Here is a 15770-nt window from a genome sequence, read left to right as displayed (position 1 = left end):
CTATTTTTTATTAACTTTGTATCATTCTAATTCTAAATCTTGTGCAACATCCATAACTACTTCTGACATTGTTGGATGTGGATGACAAGAAGAGGCTAATTCAACAATAGTACCTTCCGTTTGCATAATATTAACAATTTCAGCAATTATATCAGTAGCCGTTGAACATAAAATATGAGCACCTAGGATTTCTCCATATTTTTTATCAATAATTATTTTAACAAAACCATCAGTCTCACCATCAGCCAATGCCTTACCATTAATAGTAAATGGTATTTTCTTCATCAAATATTCTTTACCTAAAGATTTACATTCAGTTTCAGTTAAACCAACACTTGCCACTTCTGGGAATGAATAAATACAACTAGGCATTTTATTATAATCTACTTCTTGCTCTTTCAATGGATGATTATCAGCATCCGTTCTACCTTCTTTAACTAAAATATTATTAAGCGCTGCTAATCCTTGTGTTGATGCAACATGAGCAAGCATTCTTTGACCATTAGCATCTCCAATTACATATATATTATCAATAACATTATTGTTAGCATCTAAAGCTTCCAATTTATTATTTACGGCAAATGCTTGATTAGGCTTAATTTGAATTCCCAAATTAGTAAAACCTTCAGTAATCGGCGTTCTTCCAGTACTTAATAAACAATAATCACTAGTTACTGTTAATGGTTTTTTATGTTCTTTATCGGTTGCAACATAATAAGTTAAAGTTTTATCCTTTAATTCATTAACACTATGACCAGTAATAATATTAACACCATTTTTTTCAAGAATTTTAGTTAAAGTTGTGCTAATATCTTCATCTAGTAATGCTAAAATACGATCTAAATATTCAATAATAGTAACTTTAGTACCAAGTGTACTAAATAAACAAGCAAACTCAATTCCAATAACACCACCACCAATAATAGTTAGTGTTTTTGGAACTTCTTTTAAAGAAAGAATTTCAATCGAAGTTAATAATGTTTGGTTTGTTTTTAAATCTTTTTCACTTAAACCTTGTGGACCATTAGGATTATCAAACATTTTTACTTTTGAACCAGTAGCAATTATCATATATTTAGTAGTATATTTCTTTTCTTTACCATCTTTAGCTTTCACTAAAATCGTATTTTTATCAATAGCACTTCCAATCCCTAATAATTGTTCTACTTTATTAGATTTCATTAAAAAGCCAACTCCACCAGTTAAACCTTTAACAACACCAGTTTTACGATCTTGCATTACTTTTCAATTAATTTCAATATTTTTTTTATCTTTAATAGCAACACCATATTTATCAGCATTTTCAATATAATGAAAAACTTTTGCGCCCTTTAGTAACGTCTTAGTAGGAATACATCCAACATTTAAACAGACTCCACCTCAGTTATCTTTTTCAACAATTGCAGTTTTTAAACCCATCTTTGCTGCTCGAGCCGCTGTTACATAACCACCAGGGCCTGCCCCGATAATTATTAAATCAAAATCATAGTTAGACATCTTTTACATTTTCTCCTTAAGCTAAAATTAATGTTGGATTTTCTAATAACTCTTTAAGTCGAGAAAGGAAATAAGCAGCAGGTGCACCATCAATAACACGATGATCAATTGAAAGTGATAATGGAAAGAACTTATGTTCAACAATTTTACCATCAGCAATAATTAGTTTTTTTTGCATCATCCCTAGACCCAAAATTGCTACCTCTGGATAATTAATAACTGGTGTTCCCATTTCAATTCCTGCTGAACCAAAATTAGTAATAGTAAATGATCCACCTTGCATTTCATCACCTTTTAATAGCCCCTTACGAGCTTTATCACCTAATGAATTAACTTGTCTTGCTATTTCAAATAATGAAAGTTGATCAGCATTTTTAATAACAGGAACTACTAAACCCTTTTCAGTATCAGCTGCCATACCAATGTTATAATATTTTTTAACAAGAATTTCATTATTAGCCATGTTCAAAGTTGAATTAAGTAATTTAAATCGTTCTTCTTTTAACGCTTTAGCAACAGCCTTTACAAAGAATGGCATAAATGTTAATTTAGCACTACCATCTGGATCTTTTTCCGCTGGTTCTTTTAAAGTTGCACGTAATTGTACTAAGTTTTCAGCATCAACATTAATCATTAAACTAACATGTGGTGCTGTATAAACTGATAATGACATTTGATTAGCAACAGCCTTACGAATTCCTGATAATGGTAAATGTTCAACATTACCAAAACTTTCGATTTTAGTAACATTAATACCTTGTGAACTAATAGTTGTAGCAGAAACTGAAGATATTGAATTAATAGGTGTTGTTGATGCAGTAGTACTAGTTATTGTACCACCATTCTTGGCATTTAATAAATCATCTTTTAAAATTCTACCACGAGGACCAGTTCCTTTAATTGTTCCCATATCAACACCTAAGTCACGAGCCATTCTACGTGCTAATGGTGTTGCTAATACTTTACCCGTTTGTTGAATAGGTTGCACATTTTGTTTTGGTAATTCAACTGGTGATACTGTAGATGTACTAGCAACTGATTCAGATTTTGGTCAAGAATTTGTTGATGAAGGACTTTTATTATCACTAATCGTTCCACCAAACTCAACAATAACAGCACCTGATTTAATACTATCTCCTTCTTTAACAAGAATCTTAGAAACTTTACCATCCGCTTCGGCTTTAATACTATCTGAAACTTTATCTGCTTCAATATCAACAACATTATCACCTTTTTTTACATTATCTCCAACTTTAACATGAATTTGAGTTACAGTAACTTCATCGATTCCATCCATATCTTTAAACTTCAATTCCATCTTTTCACTTTCCTTTCTTTAAACAACTAACTAAACTGGATAATTCATCATTAGTTTAACTTTTTCCATAATTTTATCTGGACTAATTATAAATCATTTTTCACCTTTAGACAGTGGAACAGTAATATCATAACCTGTTAATCTTGTTGGAGGACATTCTAAATATTCAAAACACTTTTCATTAACAACGGTAATAATTTCTGAAGCAACTGAAAATGAACGAACCGCTTCTGAAACAACTAATAATCTTCCTGTTTTTTTAACAGAATTAACAACTGTTTCTTCATCTCATGGTTGTAATGTTTGTAAATCAATTAATTCAATTTTAAAATTTTCTTTTTCTTCTAAAATTTTAACAGCAGCTTCACAATCATAAACTTTTGAACCATAAGTTACAATCGTTAAATCAGGTTTTTCTTCAGACTTATACTCTTTAAGAACTTTAGCTTTACCAAGAACAGCCACTTCATAAGCATCACTAACTTCTTCTCTAACATCATATGTATAATTATTGCTAGTATAACTATTGAAATAAGTTCCTAAACATTCTAAAACAATAACAGGATCTGGACTTTCAATTGCTGCCAATAATAATTTTTTAGTATCATTAGGTTTTGAAGTCATAACTACTTTTAAACCTGGAATATGACAAAATAAAGCTTCAATTGCTTCTGAATGATGCTCCAAAGCACCATTATTACCATTATTTCAATCATATGAAGGCATACGTACTACCATTGAACAAGTGAATCTACCACGAGAACGATTTCTCATTCGTGCAGCATGACATAACAATTGTTGAAAAGCAGGGAAAGCAAATCCTGAAAATTGCATTTCAATAATTGGATTTAAACCATTAATTGCCATTCCAACTGCACTACCAGCAATAACTGCTTCAGCAATTGGTGCATCAAAACAACGATTAACGCCAAATTTTGCTTGTAAACCTTTAGTTGCTCGAAAAACACCACCAACATTACCGGCATCTTCACCATAAACAACAACATTAGGATTTTTTTTCATTGCTAATTCTAAGGCTAAAGTAATAGCTTGCACATTATTTCTTTTCATAATTATTTTTTCTCTCCTTCATTGAAGAAAGCTTTTGCTTCTGCTTTTTGTTCTATTAATTGTGGTGTTAATTTTTCATATGTATAATCAAATATTTCATCAATTGAAACATTTTCATTTTTTAATGCTCAAGTAATTGCATCATTAACCTTTTTAGTAATTTGTTTATCTAATTCTGCTTGTTTGTTATCATCTCAAAGTTTAATTGATTTTAAATATTCTCTAATACGATCAATTGGATCTTTTTTTAATCATTCTTGTTCAATTTTATAATCTTCAGCAGAAAAATAATCTTTTTTAATATCAAAAGCAGAATGCGCATTTTGACGATAAGTAACAGCTTCAATTAATGAAGGACCATTACCTTTTTTTGCTCTTTCAATTGCTTCTTGTGTAGCATAATAAACAGCAAAAAAATCATTACCATCAACACGAATATTAGGTACGCCAAATGCTGTTCCTTTTTGTGCAAAAGTTGAACTCATTGTTGCTTTAGCAGTTGGTGTATCTAATGACCACTGATTATTTTCAACAAAGAAAACAACAGCTAATTTATGGATAGCAGCAAAATTAATTGCTTCAGAAAACTCACCTTCAGAAGTACCACCATCACCAATCGTAGTAATAACAATTCCTTTATCTTTTTTATATTTTTCAGCAAAAGCAATACCTGTTGCATGTGAATATTGAGTAGCAATTGGAATATTAACTGGTAAAATATTAACACCTTTCGGCATTTGACTTCCCATTTCATTTCCTAATCAATATTGAATTACTTTTTCAACTGGATATCCAGCAGTAATTCATGCTGCATTATTACGATAGGCTGGTACTAATCAATCAATACCTGGTCGTAAACAACTAGCATAAGCAACTTCAACACCTTCTTGACCTTTTGAAGATAAAAAGTTAATAACTTTTCCGATTACTTTTGGAATTCCATTTACTAATTTAACTTGTCCTTTTTCATCTTTTTCATAGTTTAATTCCATTTGCATTTGTTCTTGTATTCGTGAAAAACACATGTTTTCATATGCTTTTAATAAAACCTTACTATCAAATTTTTTTAAATAATCAACAAAATTAGGATTAATTACTCCTTTTTCATTTAATATTTGAAAAATTTCTTTTTGGGGATTATCAAATTTCTCAACTCACATTTAAATTTTCCTCCTAAATATTTTAGCTAATTGCAGTTACACTTTTAATTATACTAATTTTTAAAATAATGAATGAACATACCTTTTCATTATACTACTAATAATTGTTGGTTCAAGATAATTTGTACTAAAATATTAATTTATCTCCCGTTTTATTAATATCATATTTTTTTATTTCCTATTATCATGTAAAAATGAAAAATATATTCTAACAATAAACAAAATAAAAAAATAATTCAAATAATAATATCGTTGTTTATTTATTTTTTTACAACATAAAGTCCTAATAAAATTAGGACTTTATAATAAAATTTATAATCATAAAACATTATCAAGATAATAAATATACAATAAAAATATTTTTATTTAATGTAAGATAAATATTCTTCATATCCTTCTGTAATCATTTCTGATAATGGAATAAAACGTAAAGCTGCTGAATTAATACAATAGCGTAAACCGCCTTCTTTTTGTGGACCATCCTTAAAAACATGCCCTAAATGAATATCAGTTTTTTTAGAACGTACTTCAGTACGCTGCAACATTAGATTAGTGTTATCTTCCTTTTTAAGGATAACTATTTCACTGATTGGTCTTGTAAAACTTGGTCAGCCATGACCAAAATTACATTTATCTGATGATGCAAATAATGGTTCACCTGATAAAATATCGACATAAATTCCCTTTTCCTTATTATCTCAATATTTATTTTTAAAAGGAAGTTCCGTTACTGATTTTATAATGACCTCATATTGTAAAGTAGTTAACTCATTAATAGTTTTAATTTTTCATTTTTGTTTCATATTTTTATTACCTTTTTCTAAATAAAATATTAATTTTTAGTTGAATAATTATTTTCTAACTTTCTTAACTCATCCCTAGTATCTTTAGGTAAACTTTCACCATAATCCATAAGTTTAACCATTTCCTTAAAAGCAGCTTTAGGAATAGCTAATTTTTCAATATCTTTTTCAGTAATATGTAAATTAATTTTATCAATTTGCATAGTTTTTATTTTTCTAACAAAATCAGGTTCGGCTACAAAAACAGAAGATAATCCTATCATATCCCCATATTCTAAGGCTTCTAAACATTTATCAGAACTATTTATACCACCACTCACAATAACAGGAATACGTTAATTAATGTGTTGATAAACAACTTTATTCACTAATTGATTAAAATATTTCCCCTGAGATTGAACTTTATATTTATATATATTTCTTCCCCAACTGGCTAGTGCTAAATAATCAATTTTAATGTTTATTAATACTTGATCCATGAATTGTAAAAAATCTTCAATTGGATAACCTATTTCTTGACCTCTAGTTTCTTCAGCTGTAGCTCGATATCCTAAAATAAAATTTTCACTAGCGTGCTTATCAATTGTTTCTCTTACTGCTTGTAAAATTTCTAATCCCAAACGTGAACGATTTTCTAAATTTTGATTACCATAAATGTCATTTCTTTGATTACTAATTACTGAAAAAAAAGCTTGAATTAAAAGTTTTTGTGCTGAAGAAATTTCGACACCATCAAAACCAGCTTCAATAGCCCTTAAGGTAGCTTTTTGATAATCTTTAATTAATTCTTTGATTTGCTTAATACTCAGTTCTTGAACTTCATGTGGAAAAGGATACATAAAAGATTGTTTAGAAGGTCCAACTACATAACCTAAACGATTTAAACTAATTATAGAAAAACGACCTGAATGTGCTAACTGTAAAATAGCTTTTGCACCTTTTGATTTCATAGCATTAGCAACTTGTTTTAATGAATCAATATGTTCGTCATTAGCAACAGAAAAACCAAATTCAAAAATTTGTCCCTCTAAATTAATATAAGCAGCACTAGATATCGCTAAGTATGCACTATGAGCTCTTTTAAGAGCATAATCAATATCTTCTTTACTAGCAAAACCATCATAACTAGAAACATTTAAGGTAATTGGTGAAAGCACAAACCGATTATCAAAAACAAAATTTTAAATTTTGATTGGTGAAAATAATTTAGAATATTTTTTATTCATGTTAACTCAAAATTAATTCTAACAATTGGTCATTATCTATTTTCTTAAAAAAATATGAAGAAATATCCAATTCTTGTAATTTTATTTTTAAATCTTGTTTAATCATTTTAGTACCTTCAAGACCTTTCTCAAAAATAGTTAAATCTTTTGTAACAAAAAAATCACCACTAATTTTGCAACTTTTAATTTTACCATTATCAATTATTAATGAAATATTCATTGTTCCAATTTCTAAACGTGCTTCACGATTATATTGATAGCGGGGACTTAAACCATAAACCCATTCTCAATTCTTATACTTTTGATCAACTAACTTGTCAATTTCTAGTCATTGCTCATTTGATAAAACGTATCGTTCAACATCTGCTATTTTTTCTACATTCATCAATCGTTTAATAATTTCATCTTTAAACTCAAAAATAGTTAATTTTTTGAATTGTTCATTAAGGTGATTTTTTAATTTATCTACTCTTTGATTAATTGATTTAATTCCTTTTGATTCAATTTTTTTACGACTTGGTTTAAGTGCCAAGATCATAGCATCCAAATCAATATCATAAAGTAATGAATAACCACCATAAATAATATTTTCTTCTTTTAACATAGCTGCTCCAGAAACTTTTTTACTATTAATTGTCAAATCATTTTTTCCACTTTGCATGATATTTTTAATCCCCATATCTTTAAGCACTTTTATAATTGGCTTATAGAACTCTTGGTAATTAGCATAAATCGAATTAGTATTAGAATTTAATGGAATTAAAAAACAAAAATTTACTGAATTTGAATCAATAAAAATAGCTCCTCCTCCAGTATCACGACGAACAACTGGAATATTATTTTTATCCAAATATTCTTTATTAACTTCAACCTCTGGATTTTGAAAATATCCCAATTGAATATGAGGATCACAAATAAAAGGAAATATTATCGTTTTGTTTTTTACTTTTAAATTATGTAGTGCTCATACTTGAATCGCTAAAGCATAAGCTCCATCTTTGATATATTTACCATTTCTTATAGGTTCAATTAAAATCATAATATTCCTCCAATTTTATTAAGTTTGTAAATCAATTTTAATTATCTTCAAGTTCTAAAAATTCTTTTTCAACTACATCTGTTAATTTCAAAATTCAATTATCTTTAGACTTTTTTGAATTGAAAAGAGTTGGATTTTCAATTGCTCTTTGATTATATTCCAAAACCTTTCCTGTTAGTGGACTGCACGCATGCAAAATAGCTTTTGAAGCCTCTACTGTTAATACTAAATCATTTTTATTAACTACATCATTTTCTGTATTATATTTAACATAACACGCCATACCCATATCATCTTGTAATTTGGGTGTAGGACTAATTATGTATATATTATCTTTTTTTTCTATTATTAAACAATTTGCATTTTTTTTCATTTTTTACCCCCTAAAATAAAATAAGAAATGTTCAATGAATAAATTAAGACTATAATAACTTTTCTTAACTCTATCTAATTATTATTCATTTCATATTTATTAATAAAATTTTTTATCTCATTAATATAAGTTTGATGAGCATTTGGCAAAGTTTCAACATGACCAATATTTTCTAAAAATAAATAATTATAATTTTTATTATTACCTTTAATTTGAAAATTATGAATAACATTTGACATGAAAAATGGGACAAAATCATCTTTTTTACCATGAATTAATAAGGTAGGAACTTTAAATCCTGTTTTTAGTTTTTTTAATAAATCATATTCTAAAATATTTGTATTTGTAAATTTTTGATATCTTTTAGATATACCATTACTAATTAATCATCAAGGTTTTTTATAACGATATTGCATAACGTAACGAAATTGAACAAGTAAATTAGAGAATCCACAATCAGTAATTGCTCAATTAATTGAACTGATTGGTGCATAATTCAACAAATAATAATTAATTGTTGATGCACCCATACTATTACCAATTAAACCAATTGTTTCAACTTGATAATTAGTCTTTAATCAATTAATTAAACAATTAACATCTTGCGCACAAGTAAGACCAGTATCACTATATTGACCATAAGTTTTACCATGAGCAACACTATCAAATGTTAAAATATTATATCCTTCTTGATAAAATCAAGACACTAACCTTAAAGCTAAATATTTATTTTCAGTTCAACCATGAAAACCAATAACTCATTTCTTGCTTTTATTTTTTTGAATAACAGTTAAACAACTAATATCTTCATTATTATTATTTTTAATAACAAATTCTTGATAATTTTCTTTTTTTCAATCAATTGGATAACCATATTTATTAAGTTCTTTAATCTTACAATCATAATAATGATAATCAAAACTATTAATATCAACTAATTGATCATCATTAATTTTAACATTTCCTTCTTTTTGATAAGTAAAACAAAATTTAAAAAATTGTTTTTGATATTTTTTTGAATAAAAATAAACAAAAGGAAATAATAAAATAACTAATAAAATTTTGCTAAAAGAATAACAAAATTTTTGATAACCATTCATTAAAATTTCGTCACTAACAGAATCATTTATTACCTTCATTTCCCAGTCTCTCCTATCTAACAAATTTGTATCAAATCCATATTTGATTAAAAAATAACTAGTTTTATTTCTTATGTACCATATCCTTTTTTTATTACAATCTAATTTTCCTTAAAAAATATTTTTTTTCAAGATCTATTTTTAAATTTTATAATTTTTCTTTTTTTAATTATAAAAATAATATATTATTCAATATTTAAATAAACTTATTATATTTTTAAAAAATAAGAATATATTTTGTTTAATTGCTTATTTTCTAGTACCATGTAAAAAAGAAAAATATGATCCAACAGCAAACAAACTAATAAATGTTAGGCAAGAAAATACTGGTTGATAAATATTGGTGAATGATAGTTTATAATCAACTGAAAGAACAATCTGAAAAAAATTATAATAATTCTTATCACTTTGACTATAAAAAATAAAATTAATTCAAGTTATATATTTTTGTGGTACAAAATATCCAATAATAATGGTTGGTGTTGAAATTGTATATGTCATATCAATAAAAAAGTCACCAAATAAAATAGAAGTTAAAAAAATAATTATATTAATTGTTTGAATTATATAAAGATTTTTTATAGAACCAGAAATTAATAAAGCCAAGAAAAAAATAACAATAATATTTAGACTAATACTAAATATAAGACCAAATCATTGTGAAAAAGTTTTCATTGCTAATATTCATACTGTCATGATATTAGTTCCTTGTAACTGATCAAGAAAAAATAAATATCCAAGCAATATAAATACTGTACAAAAAGAAATAACAAAAATAACAATTAATAAACTTAAAATAAATGCAATCTTATTGATACCAAAATTGTGTAATTGTTTTAAAAAAACTGATTCCCGTCATTGACAAATAAGATGACCAATTAAAAAAATATTAAATAATATTGGTAATAAAATATAACTAGAAACTATAATATAACGATTATATTTAATAATTGACTGTGATGTTAAAAAATAAACTAAACTAAGTAAAATAACGGGCATTATTAAAAAGTAAATATAAGTTCTAAATGTTTTTAAAATTGTTTTAAACATATAACTTATACAATGACTAAAAATTACTATACTATTTTTATTTTTCATATTTCACCTTTAAATTTCTATATTAAACACAAATGATTGTTGAGCAATAACATTATTGTTATAAACTGGTTTAATCATTAATTTTAACTGATTATGAATAGATTTTAAATTTTTTAAAAATAATAGTTTTAATTAGTTTCGCCAACACGATATCATTTTTTTTCATCAAAATAATAAATAGCATAATAACTTAAATTTTCAATATTAACAGCATCTCATTGAAAACGAGCATTGTATAATATTTGATTATTAACTGTTCGATTAATTACGTATTCTGATTTTGGATTTAAAATTACTGTATTTTCTTTGATTTGATTATTAGTTGTTGGCCTATTTATTTCAAATTCACCAACATTAAACTTAAAATTATTATTAGTTGCTTTAATTTGTAATCCTAATTTAAAAATACGATTAAAAGTATTAATACCACCAATTTTCTTTAAATCCAAAGTAATTTTAACTCAACCACCTTGTAACTCTTCTTCATTATTTGGTGAAAAAGTTTGACGGTTTGCTATTAACGATTTTTGATCAGTAATAGTAACTAAAAAATTAACTTTAGCATTATTATCACCATTAGTATTATAAATAAAACTGATCTGATGGTCATTTTTAATTAAATTAGTTCCCATAATATCTCAATCATAAACTTTACTTGTATTTCAATCGCCATTAATTATACCACCTTCTTCATTAAAACCCGAACCAATAGCAATTGAATTTCCTTTTTCATACACTTGATCATAATCATAAAAACCAGAAATTTTAGAGATATCTAATGGTTGTTCTGGATGAGCATCATCATAAATTTTTCATTGATAAGTTGGTAAAATATCAGTTAATCTACGATTTGTTCATGGATAATCATTAGCAACAATACTATTACCATTTTGATCATGATTAACAAATTTAATACCACTACCCATTGAAAAATTAGTTTTCTTATTTAAAATTTGATTATCATCAAATAAAGTAGTTCGTTCTTTAACTAAATCACCAATGCCATAACTTGATGAGTTATAACCATTATTAGTTAAATAATTATAAATAGTATCTTTAACAAATAGATTTGGTTTTCCTTTAGTAACTGCAGTTTTTATTCTAGGATCCGATATAAATGCTGCCTCTTGATAATTATCACTTGCATTTCAACCTTGATAATCATTTGCATTATTATTTGCTTGCATACCAATATTATTATTTCTAATAAAAGTATTTGTTCCTGAAAATTGAATATTATTAAATAAATTTGTTGTTTGTGTCGCAAATAAATAAACTCTAGTACCATTAACATTATGATTTTTAGCTCAATTATAAGCATACGATCCAAATGTTCCAGCACCATTATCTAAAAAATCAGAAATTCCAGTATACACATTTTTATTATATTGAGGTTTACCAGCAATCATTGTTTTTGCATACCCTAATTGTCGAAAATCATAACTTCCAAAAAATTGGGCATTAGCTCCAGCATCAAGAATAGTATTTAAATTTTTACCACTATAATTTGGATAATCTGTTAAAAATGATGTTGTTTTATCTGGTGTTTCACCAAAAGTTAATTAAATATCAGTTGGTGTAACTTCACCATTAGTTTTACGATAACCACTATCTGCCATTTTTAATGTTTCTATATCATTATATCCACTAACACCTTTTGAAACTGTAGCACCATTACGATAAAAAATTATTTTTAATGCTTGAATATTTGGATCACTAGCAGTAGCTACTTTATAATTAAATTCTTTAATAATTTCGGCCATAACATTATAATCTAAAACTGTACCATTGGGAGCAGCGCCGTTTGGTTCATTATTAATAAATCAACCATCAAAGCCATTATAATTAGCAATATTAATTAAAATATCAACTATTTTATAAGTACCATCACTATTTTTGCTAAGAAAATCTTTTAACATTTCTTTTGTTAAACCATGATATCCATCAAGAAAAAGATTACCAAATATTGGTGTTCCATTAATGTGTGCACTATCAATAACATCAGCTGGTGGTGGAACAATTGGCCCTTCAAATCAAGAACCTGATCAATTAATAAAATAATTAGTATATTGTCAATTTAATGGTGTATTTTCAAATGGATTTTTTGTCCCCACTATTGTATTATCAAAAGTACGATGTTTTCGTGTTGAAAATCCTAGTTGATTATAATTAATATTCTCATCTTGGTTACTTGAGTTGTATGTTGCTACAAATTGACGTTTCTGTAAAGGTACTGTTGCTCGATTATACTTTGCATCATAGTCTTTTTGTGGATTCCAATCTAAAATTGAATTCATTCTTAAATATTTTCGAGCTGAAGAAGTTATACCAAAATCAGAAGCATAATTACCATTAGGCATAAAACCTTTATTCAAAGGAACGCCAGTCACTGCTTGTTTTTTAATGTTTTGTGTTCATTGAAAACCAGTATTAAATTTTGAATAATTTAAATAATGACCAGTATTGCTTGGTTTAACATTTCCCAAATCATTAATATTACCAATATTATTAATAATATTTTGCGAGTTAGTATTATCAAAATTAATACCATCTCCATAATCTGAATTTGTTCAGTCAAAATTTGGTAAACCATTTAAATAATCACTACCATCTAAACTACCAATATTACAAGCAACTACTAAACTAGCAGGAGCAGAAATTAAACTAAAAACACCAAAAAGTAATAATTTTTTTTTCATTATTTTTTATCCTTTCATTCCTCAATTAAAAAATCTTTTTGATAAATAAGAAAACAACATAGTAAATATCAAGATTCCAATTAATGTTTGCCAAATACTAGTAAAAACAACAAATGATATTTCATTATAATTTTGAATAATTTGACTTATTCCTAGTGGACCTAAAAATTGATATGAAGTAATCAACATATTAAACCAAATAAAATATTTAGTTGGACACAAATAACCAATAATAATAAATATTAAATTATTGTTAGTTACTGTTGGTTGAATTAAAACATCCGAAAAAATAATGAAAAATATGGTAAAAACAACAAGCATTACAAATGATAAATTAAACTTAGGGAAAAATGTTGTAATAAATATGTTAGCAACTGTTAAAAAAAATGTTAATAATATTATAGCAAATATATAGAAAATTCAAATAAATCATCTAATATTAGAAAGCAAATTTAGATGAAAATTAAATATTGAAATTAAAGAATAAATATTATAACAAATAATATTAATAATTACTGATAATGATACCATTATTAAATTTGATAAAAAAATTGTTAAAATAATATAATATTCATTAATACCAATTATTTTTATTCTTTTTAAAAAGTTTTTCTTTCGCCACTCAATCATAAATATTCCTAAATAAAAAGATGAAATAAAAACTGATATTGATAAAAAATTTAACAAAATGGAAGGTAAAATTTGATAGTAACTATAATTATTTCATAATCATGATGATAATGCAGAAATTAAAAAACCTAATAAAAATACAAAAATGTAAGTTCTAGGATTTACAAAAATTACTTTTGAAATTAAAGAAAAAAGTCTTGAAAATTTAGAAACAGTACTTTGTTTGAATAATTCTTTAGTTACCATTAACTTCATTTTGATAATACTCCACCATCATTTTACGTAAACTACCATATTTTTTTATAATTGCATCAATACTTTGGTCTTGATAAATTTCACCATTTTTTAAAATTACTACCCGATCACAAAGTAATTCAACTTCTTCTGGTGTGTGTGAAACAATTAATAAATTAATTTTTTTAATTTCTTTTCATGACTTAATAAAATTAACAAGTTTAATTTGCATTTTTAAATCTAAACCAGTAACTAACTCATCTAAAATTAAAATTTCAGGATCATTTAAAATTGATAAAAACAATTAAATCTTTGTCTTTGACCACCCGAAAGTAAAGAAATTTCTTTTTTCAAAATATCATTTAACTCAAAAACATCAATTAATCCTTTGCCTTCTTCACTTTTAATATATTTTTTATTTTTATAAAATTGTTTTAAATCAATAATTCGTGTACCAACCGGTCAATAACCTTCTTGAAATTGAACACCAATTTTCCGACTAACCTTTTTACCAACATCATCAAGAAATAATACTTTACCTGATGTTGGTTTTAAAACTTGTGAAATAATTTCAACCAAAGTAGTTTTACCAGAACCATTAGCACCTAAAATAGCAAGTGATTGTGAAGCAGGTATCTCTAAATTAATATTTTTTAAAACCTGATTTTTACCATAATTTTTACTTATATTTTCTAGAATAATCATTTTTATTTTCCTTGTAAATTATTATTTAAAATTTCTTCATATAATTGATTAAACATTTTTTTCATATCAGAATCCAAAATTAATAGTAGCTTTACTGTATTGGCAATGGGTGGTTTATTTTACATATATTCACCTTTGTTATTTCGTTCCACATATTTATCAAAAGTATAAAAATCAATAACAATTGATTTTTCAATTGTTCTACCTAAATCTTGAATTCAAATTTTTACTCATTGAAAATAAAAACCAGCTTCAAAATACTTCATAACTCATAAGTTTAAATATTCATTTGCATTAATATAATTACTACTTGGATCATTAATTTTATTAATAGTAAACTCAATAAAATATGTTCGCAATGTTAAGGCCATGTATATTTGCATTGATTGTGAATGAATAATTTTATTATTAATATAATCATTAATATCTGCTGTTGGTATACCAATTTCATCATAGCCAGGTTTACCAGCATTTTTACTTGCTGAATCACGGTATTTATCAAATTCAGCAAGATAAAAATTATTAAAACCATTAACAATATCATCATTAGTTTTACCTACTTTATCAATAGCATCTTGATATAAAAATTGTCAAACATTTAATTGATTTCTATCTTTTTTTGGTCAACCGCGTGTTGGATAAAGAATATCATTTATACTATTTGTTTGATCAAAACTATTATTTACTAAAAATGTAATAACATTGCTAATTGGTGTTATAAAAATAAACATTATAAATAAAATCCATAAATATTTCTTCATATTTCCTCTTTAATATT

15 protein-coding genes and 1 pseudogene are annotated in these 15770 nt (G+C 25.7%); all 16 read right to left on the bottom strand.

The features are described 5' to 3' along the window. Complete coding sequence (lpdA, locus tag AACK81_RS03295) at positions 1-1497, bottom strand: dihydrolipoyl dehydrogenase (protein ID WP_338962624.1); 1497 nt, start codon at positions 1495-1497, stop codon at positions 1-3. Between the two features lie 16 nt (positions 1498-1513). Further along, positions 1514-2815 carry a dihydrolipoamide acetyltransferase family protein gene (locus AACK81_RS03290; protein ID WP_338962622.1) on the bottom strand — a complete coding sequence of 434 codons (1302 nt, stop codon included), beginning with the start codon at positions 2813-2815 and terminating at the stop codon, positions 1514-1516. Positions 2816-2845: 30 nt separating this feature from the next. Beyond that, entirely contained in the window at positions 2846-3886 is a 1041-nt protein-coding gene (locus AACK81_RS03285) for an alpha-ketoacid dehydrogenase subunit beta (RefSeq protein ID WP_338962620.1), read from the bottom strand. A 2-nt stretch (positions 3887-3888) separates the two neighbouring features. Beyond that, on the bottom strand, positions 3889-5046 hold the full coding sequence (locus tag AACK81_RS03280) for a thiamine pyrophosphate-dependent enzyme (protein WP_338962618.1): 1158 nt from the start codon (positions 5044-5046) through the stop codon (positions 3889-3891). Between the two features lie 362 nt (positions 5047-5408). Next, on the bottom strand, positions 5409-5849 hold the full coding sequence (msrB, locus tag AACK81_RS03275) for a peptide-methionine (R)-S-oxide reductase MsrB (protein ID WP_338962616.1): 441 nt from the start codon (positions 5847-5849) through the stop codon (positions 5409-5411). Between the two features lie 29 nt (positions 5850-5878). Then, positions 5879-7075: pseudogene (locus AACK81_RS03265) on the bottom strand (NADH-dependent flavin oxidoreductase). 1 nt (position 7076) lies between these two features. Next, entirely contained in the window at positions 7077-8114 is a 1038-nt protein-coding gene (locus AACK81_RS03260) for a lipoate--protein ligase (RefSeq protein ID WP_338962612.1), read from the bottom strand. A gap of 37 nt (positions 8115-8151) precedes the next feature. Further along, positions 8152-8487 (bottom strand): hypothetical protein, encoded by a 336-nt coding sequence (locus AACK81_RS03255; protein ID WP_338962610.1) that lies wholly within the window; start codon positions 8485-8487, stop codon positions 8152-8154. Positions 8488-8561: 74 nt separating this feature from the next. After that, positions 8562-9626 (bottom strand): alpha/beta hydrolase, encoded by a 1065-nt coding sequence (locus AACK81_RS03250; RefSeq protein ID WP_338962608.1) that lies wholly within the window; start codon positions 9624-9626, stop codon positions 8562-8564. 249 nt (positions 9627-9875) lie between these two features. Beyond that, positions 9876-10724, bottom strand: a complete 849-nt coding sequence (locus AACK81_RS03245; RefSeq protein WP_338962606.1) for a hypothetical protein — start codon at positions 10722-10724, stop codon at positions 9876-9878. A gap of 128 nt (positions 10725-10852) precedes the next feature. Further along, complete coding sequence (locus tag AACK81_RS03240) at positions 10853-12133, bottom strand: hypothetical protein (RefSeq protein WP_338962603.1); 1281 nt, start codon at positions 12131-12133, stop codon at positions 10853-10855. 153 nt (positions 12134-12286) lie between these two features. Beyond that, entirely contained in the window at positions 12287-13423 is a 1137-nt protein-coding gene (locus AACK81_RS03235; protein WP_338962601.1) for an endo-beta-N-acetylglucosaminidase, read from the bottom strand. Between the two features lie 6 nt (positions 13424-13429). Further along, on the bottom strand, positions 13430-14308 hold the full coding sequence (locus AACK81_RS03230; protein WP_338962599.1) for a hypothetical protein: 879 nt from the start codon (positions 14306-14308) through the stop codon (positions 13430-13432). After that, a complete protein-coding gene (locus AACK81_RS03225) occupies positions 14289-14591 on the bottom strand; it encodes a hypothetical protein (RefSeq protein WP_338962598.1) in 303 nt (100 codons plus the stop codon). The genes AACK81_RS03230 and AACK81_RS03225 overlap by 20 nt, the downstream gene beginning before the upstream one ends. After that, positions 14573-14992 carry an ATP-binding cassette domain-containing protein gene (locus AACK81_RS03220; RefSeq protein WP_338962595.1) on the bottom strand — a complete coding sequence of 140 codons (420 nt, stop codon included), beginning with the start codon at positions 14990-14992 and terminating at the stop codon, positions 14573-14575. The genes AACK81_RS03225 and AACK81_RS03220 overlap by 19 nt, the downstream gene beginning before the upstream one ends. A 119-nt stretch (positions 14993-15111) precedes the next feature. Continuing rightward, entirely contained in the window at positions 15112-15753 is a 642-nt protein-coding gene (locus AACK81_RS03215) for a hypothetical protein (RefSeq protein ID WP_338962593.1), read from the bottom strand. Between the last annotated feature and the right edge of the window lie 17 nt (positions 15754-15770).

Source organism: Spiroplasma endosymbiont of Lasioglossum villosulum (genome assembly GCF_964020195.1).
Classification (GTDB): domain Bacteria; phylum Bacillota_I; class Bacilli_A; order Mycoplasmatales; family VBWQ01; genus Spiroplasma_E; species Spiroplasma_E ixodetis_A.
Note: the sequence above shows the minus strand (reverse complement) of the source record. Positions and strands in the feature narration are given on the sequence as shown.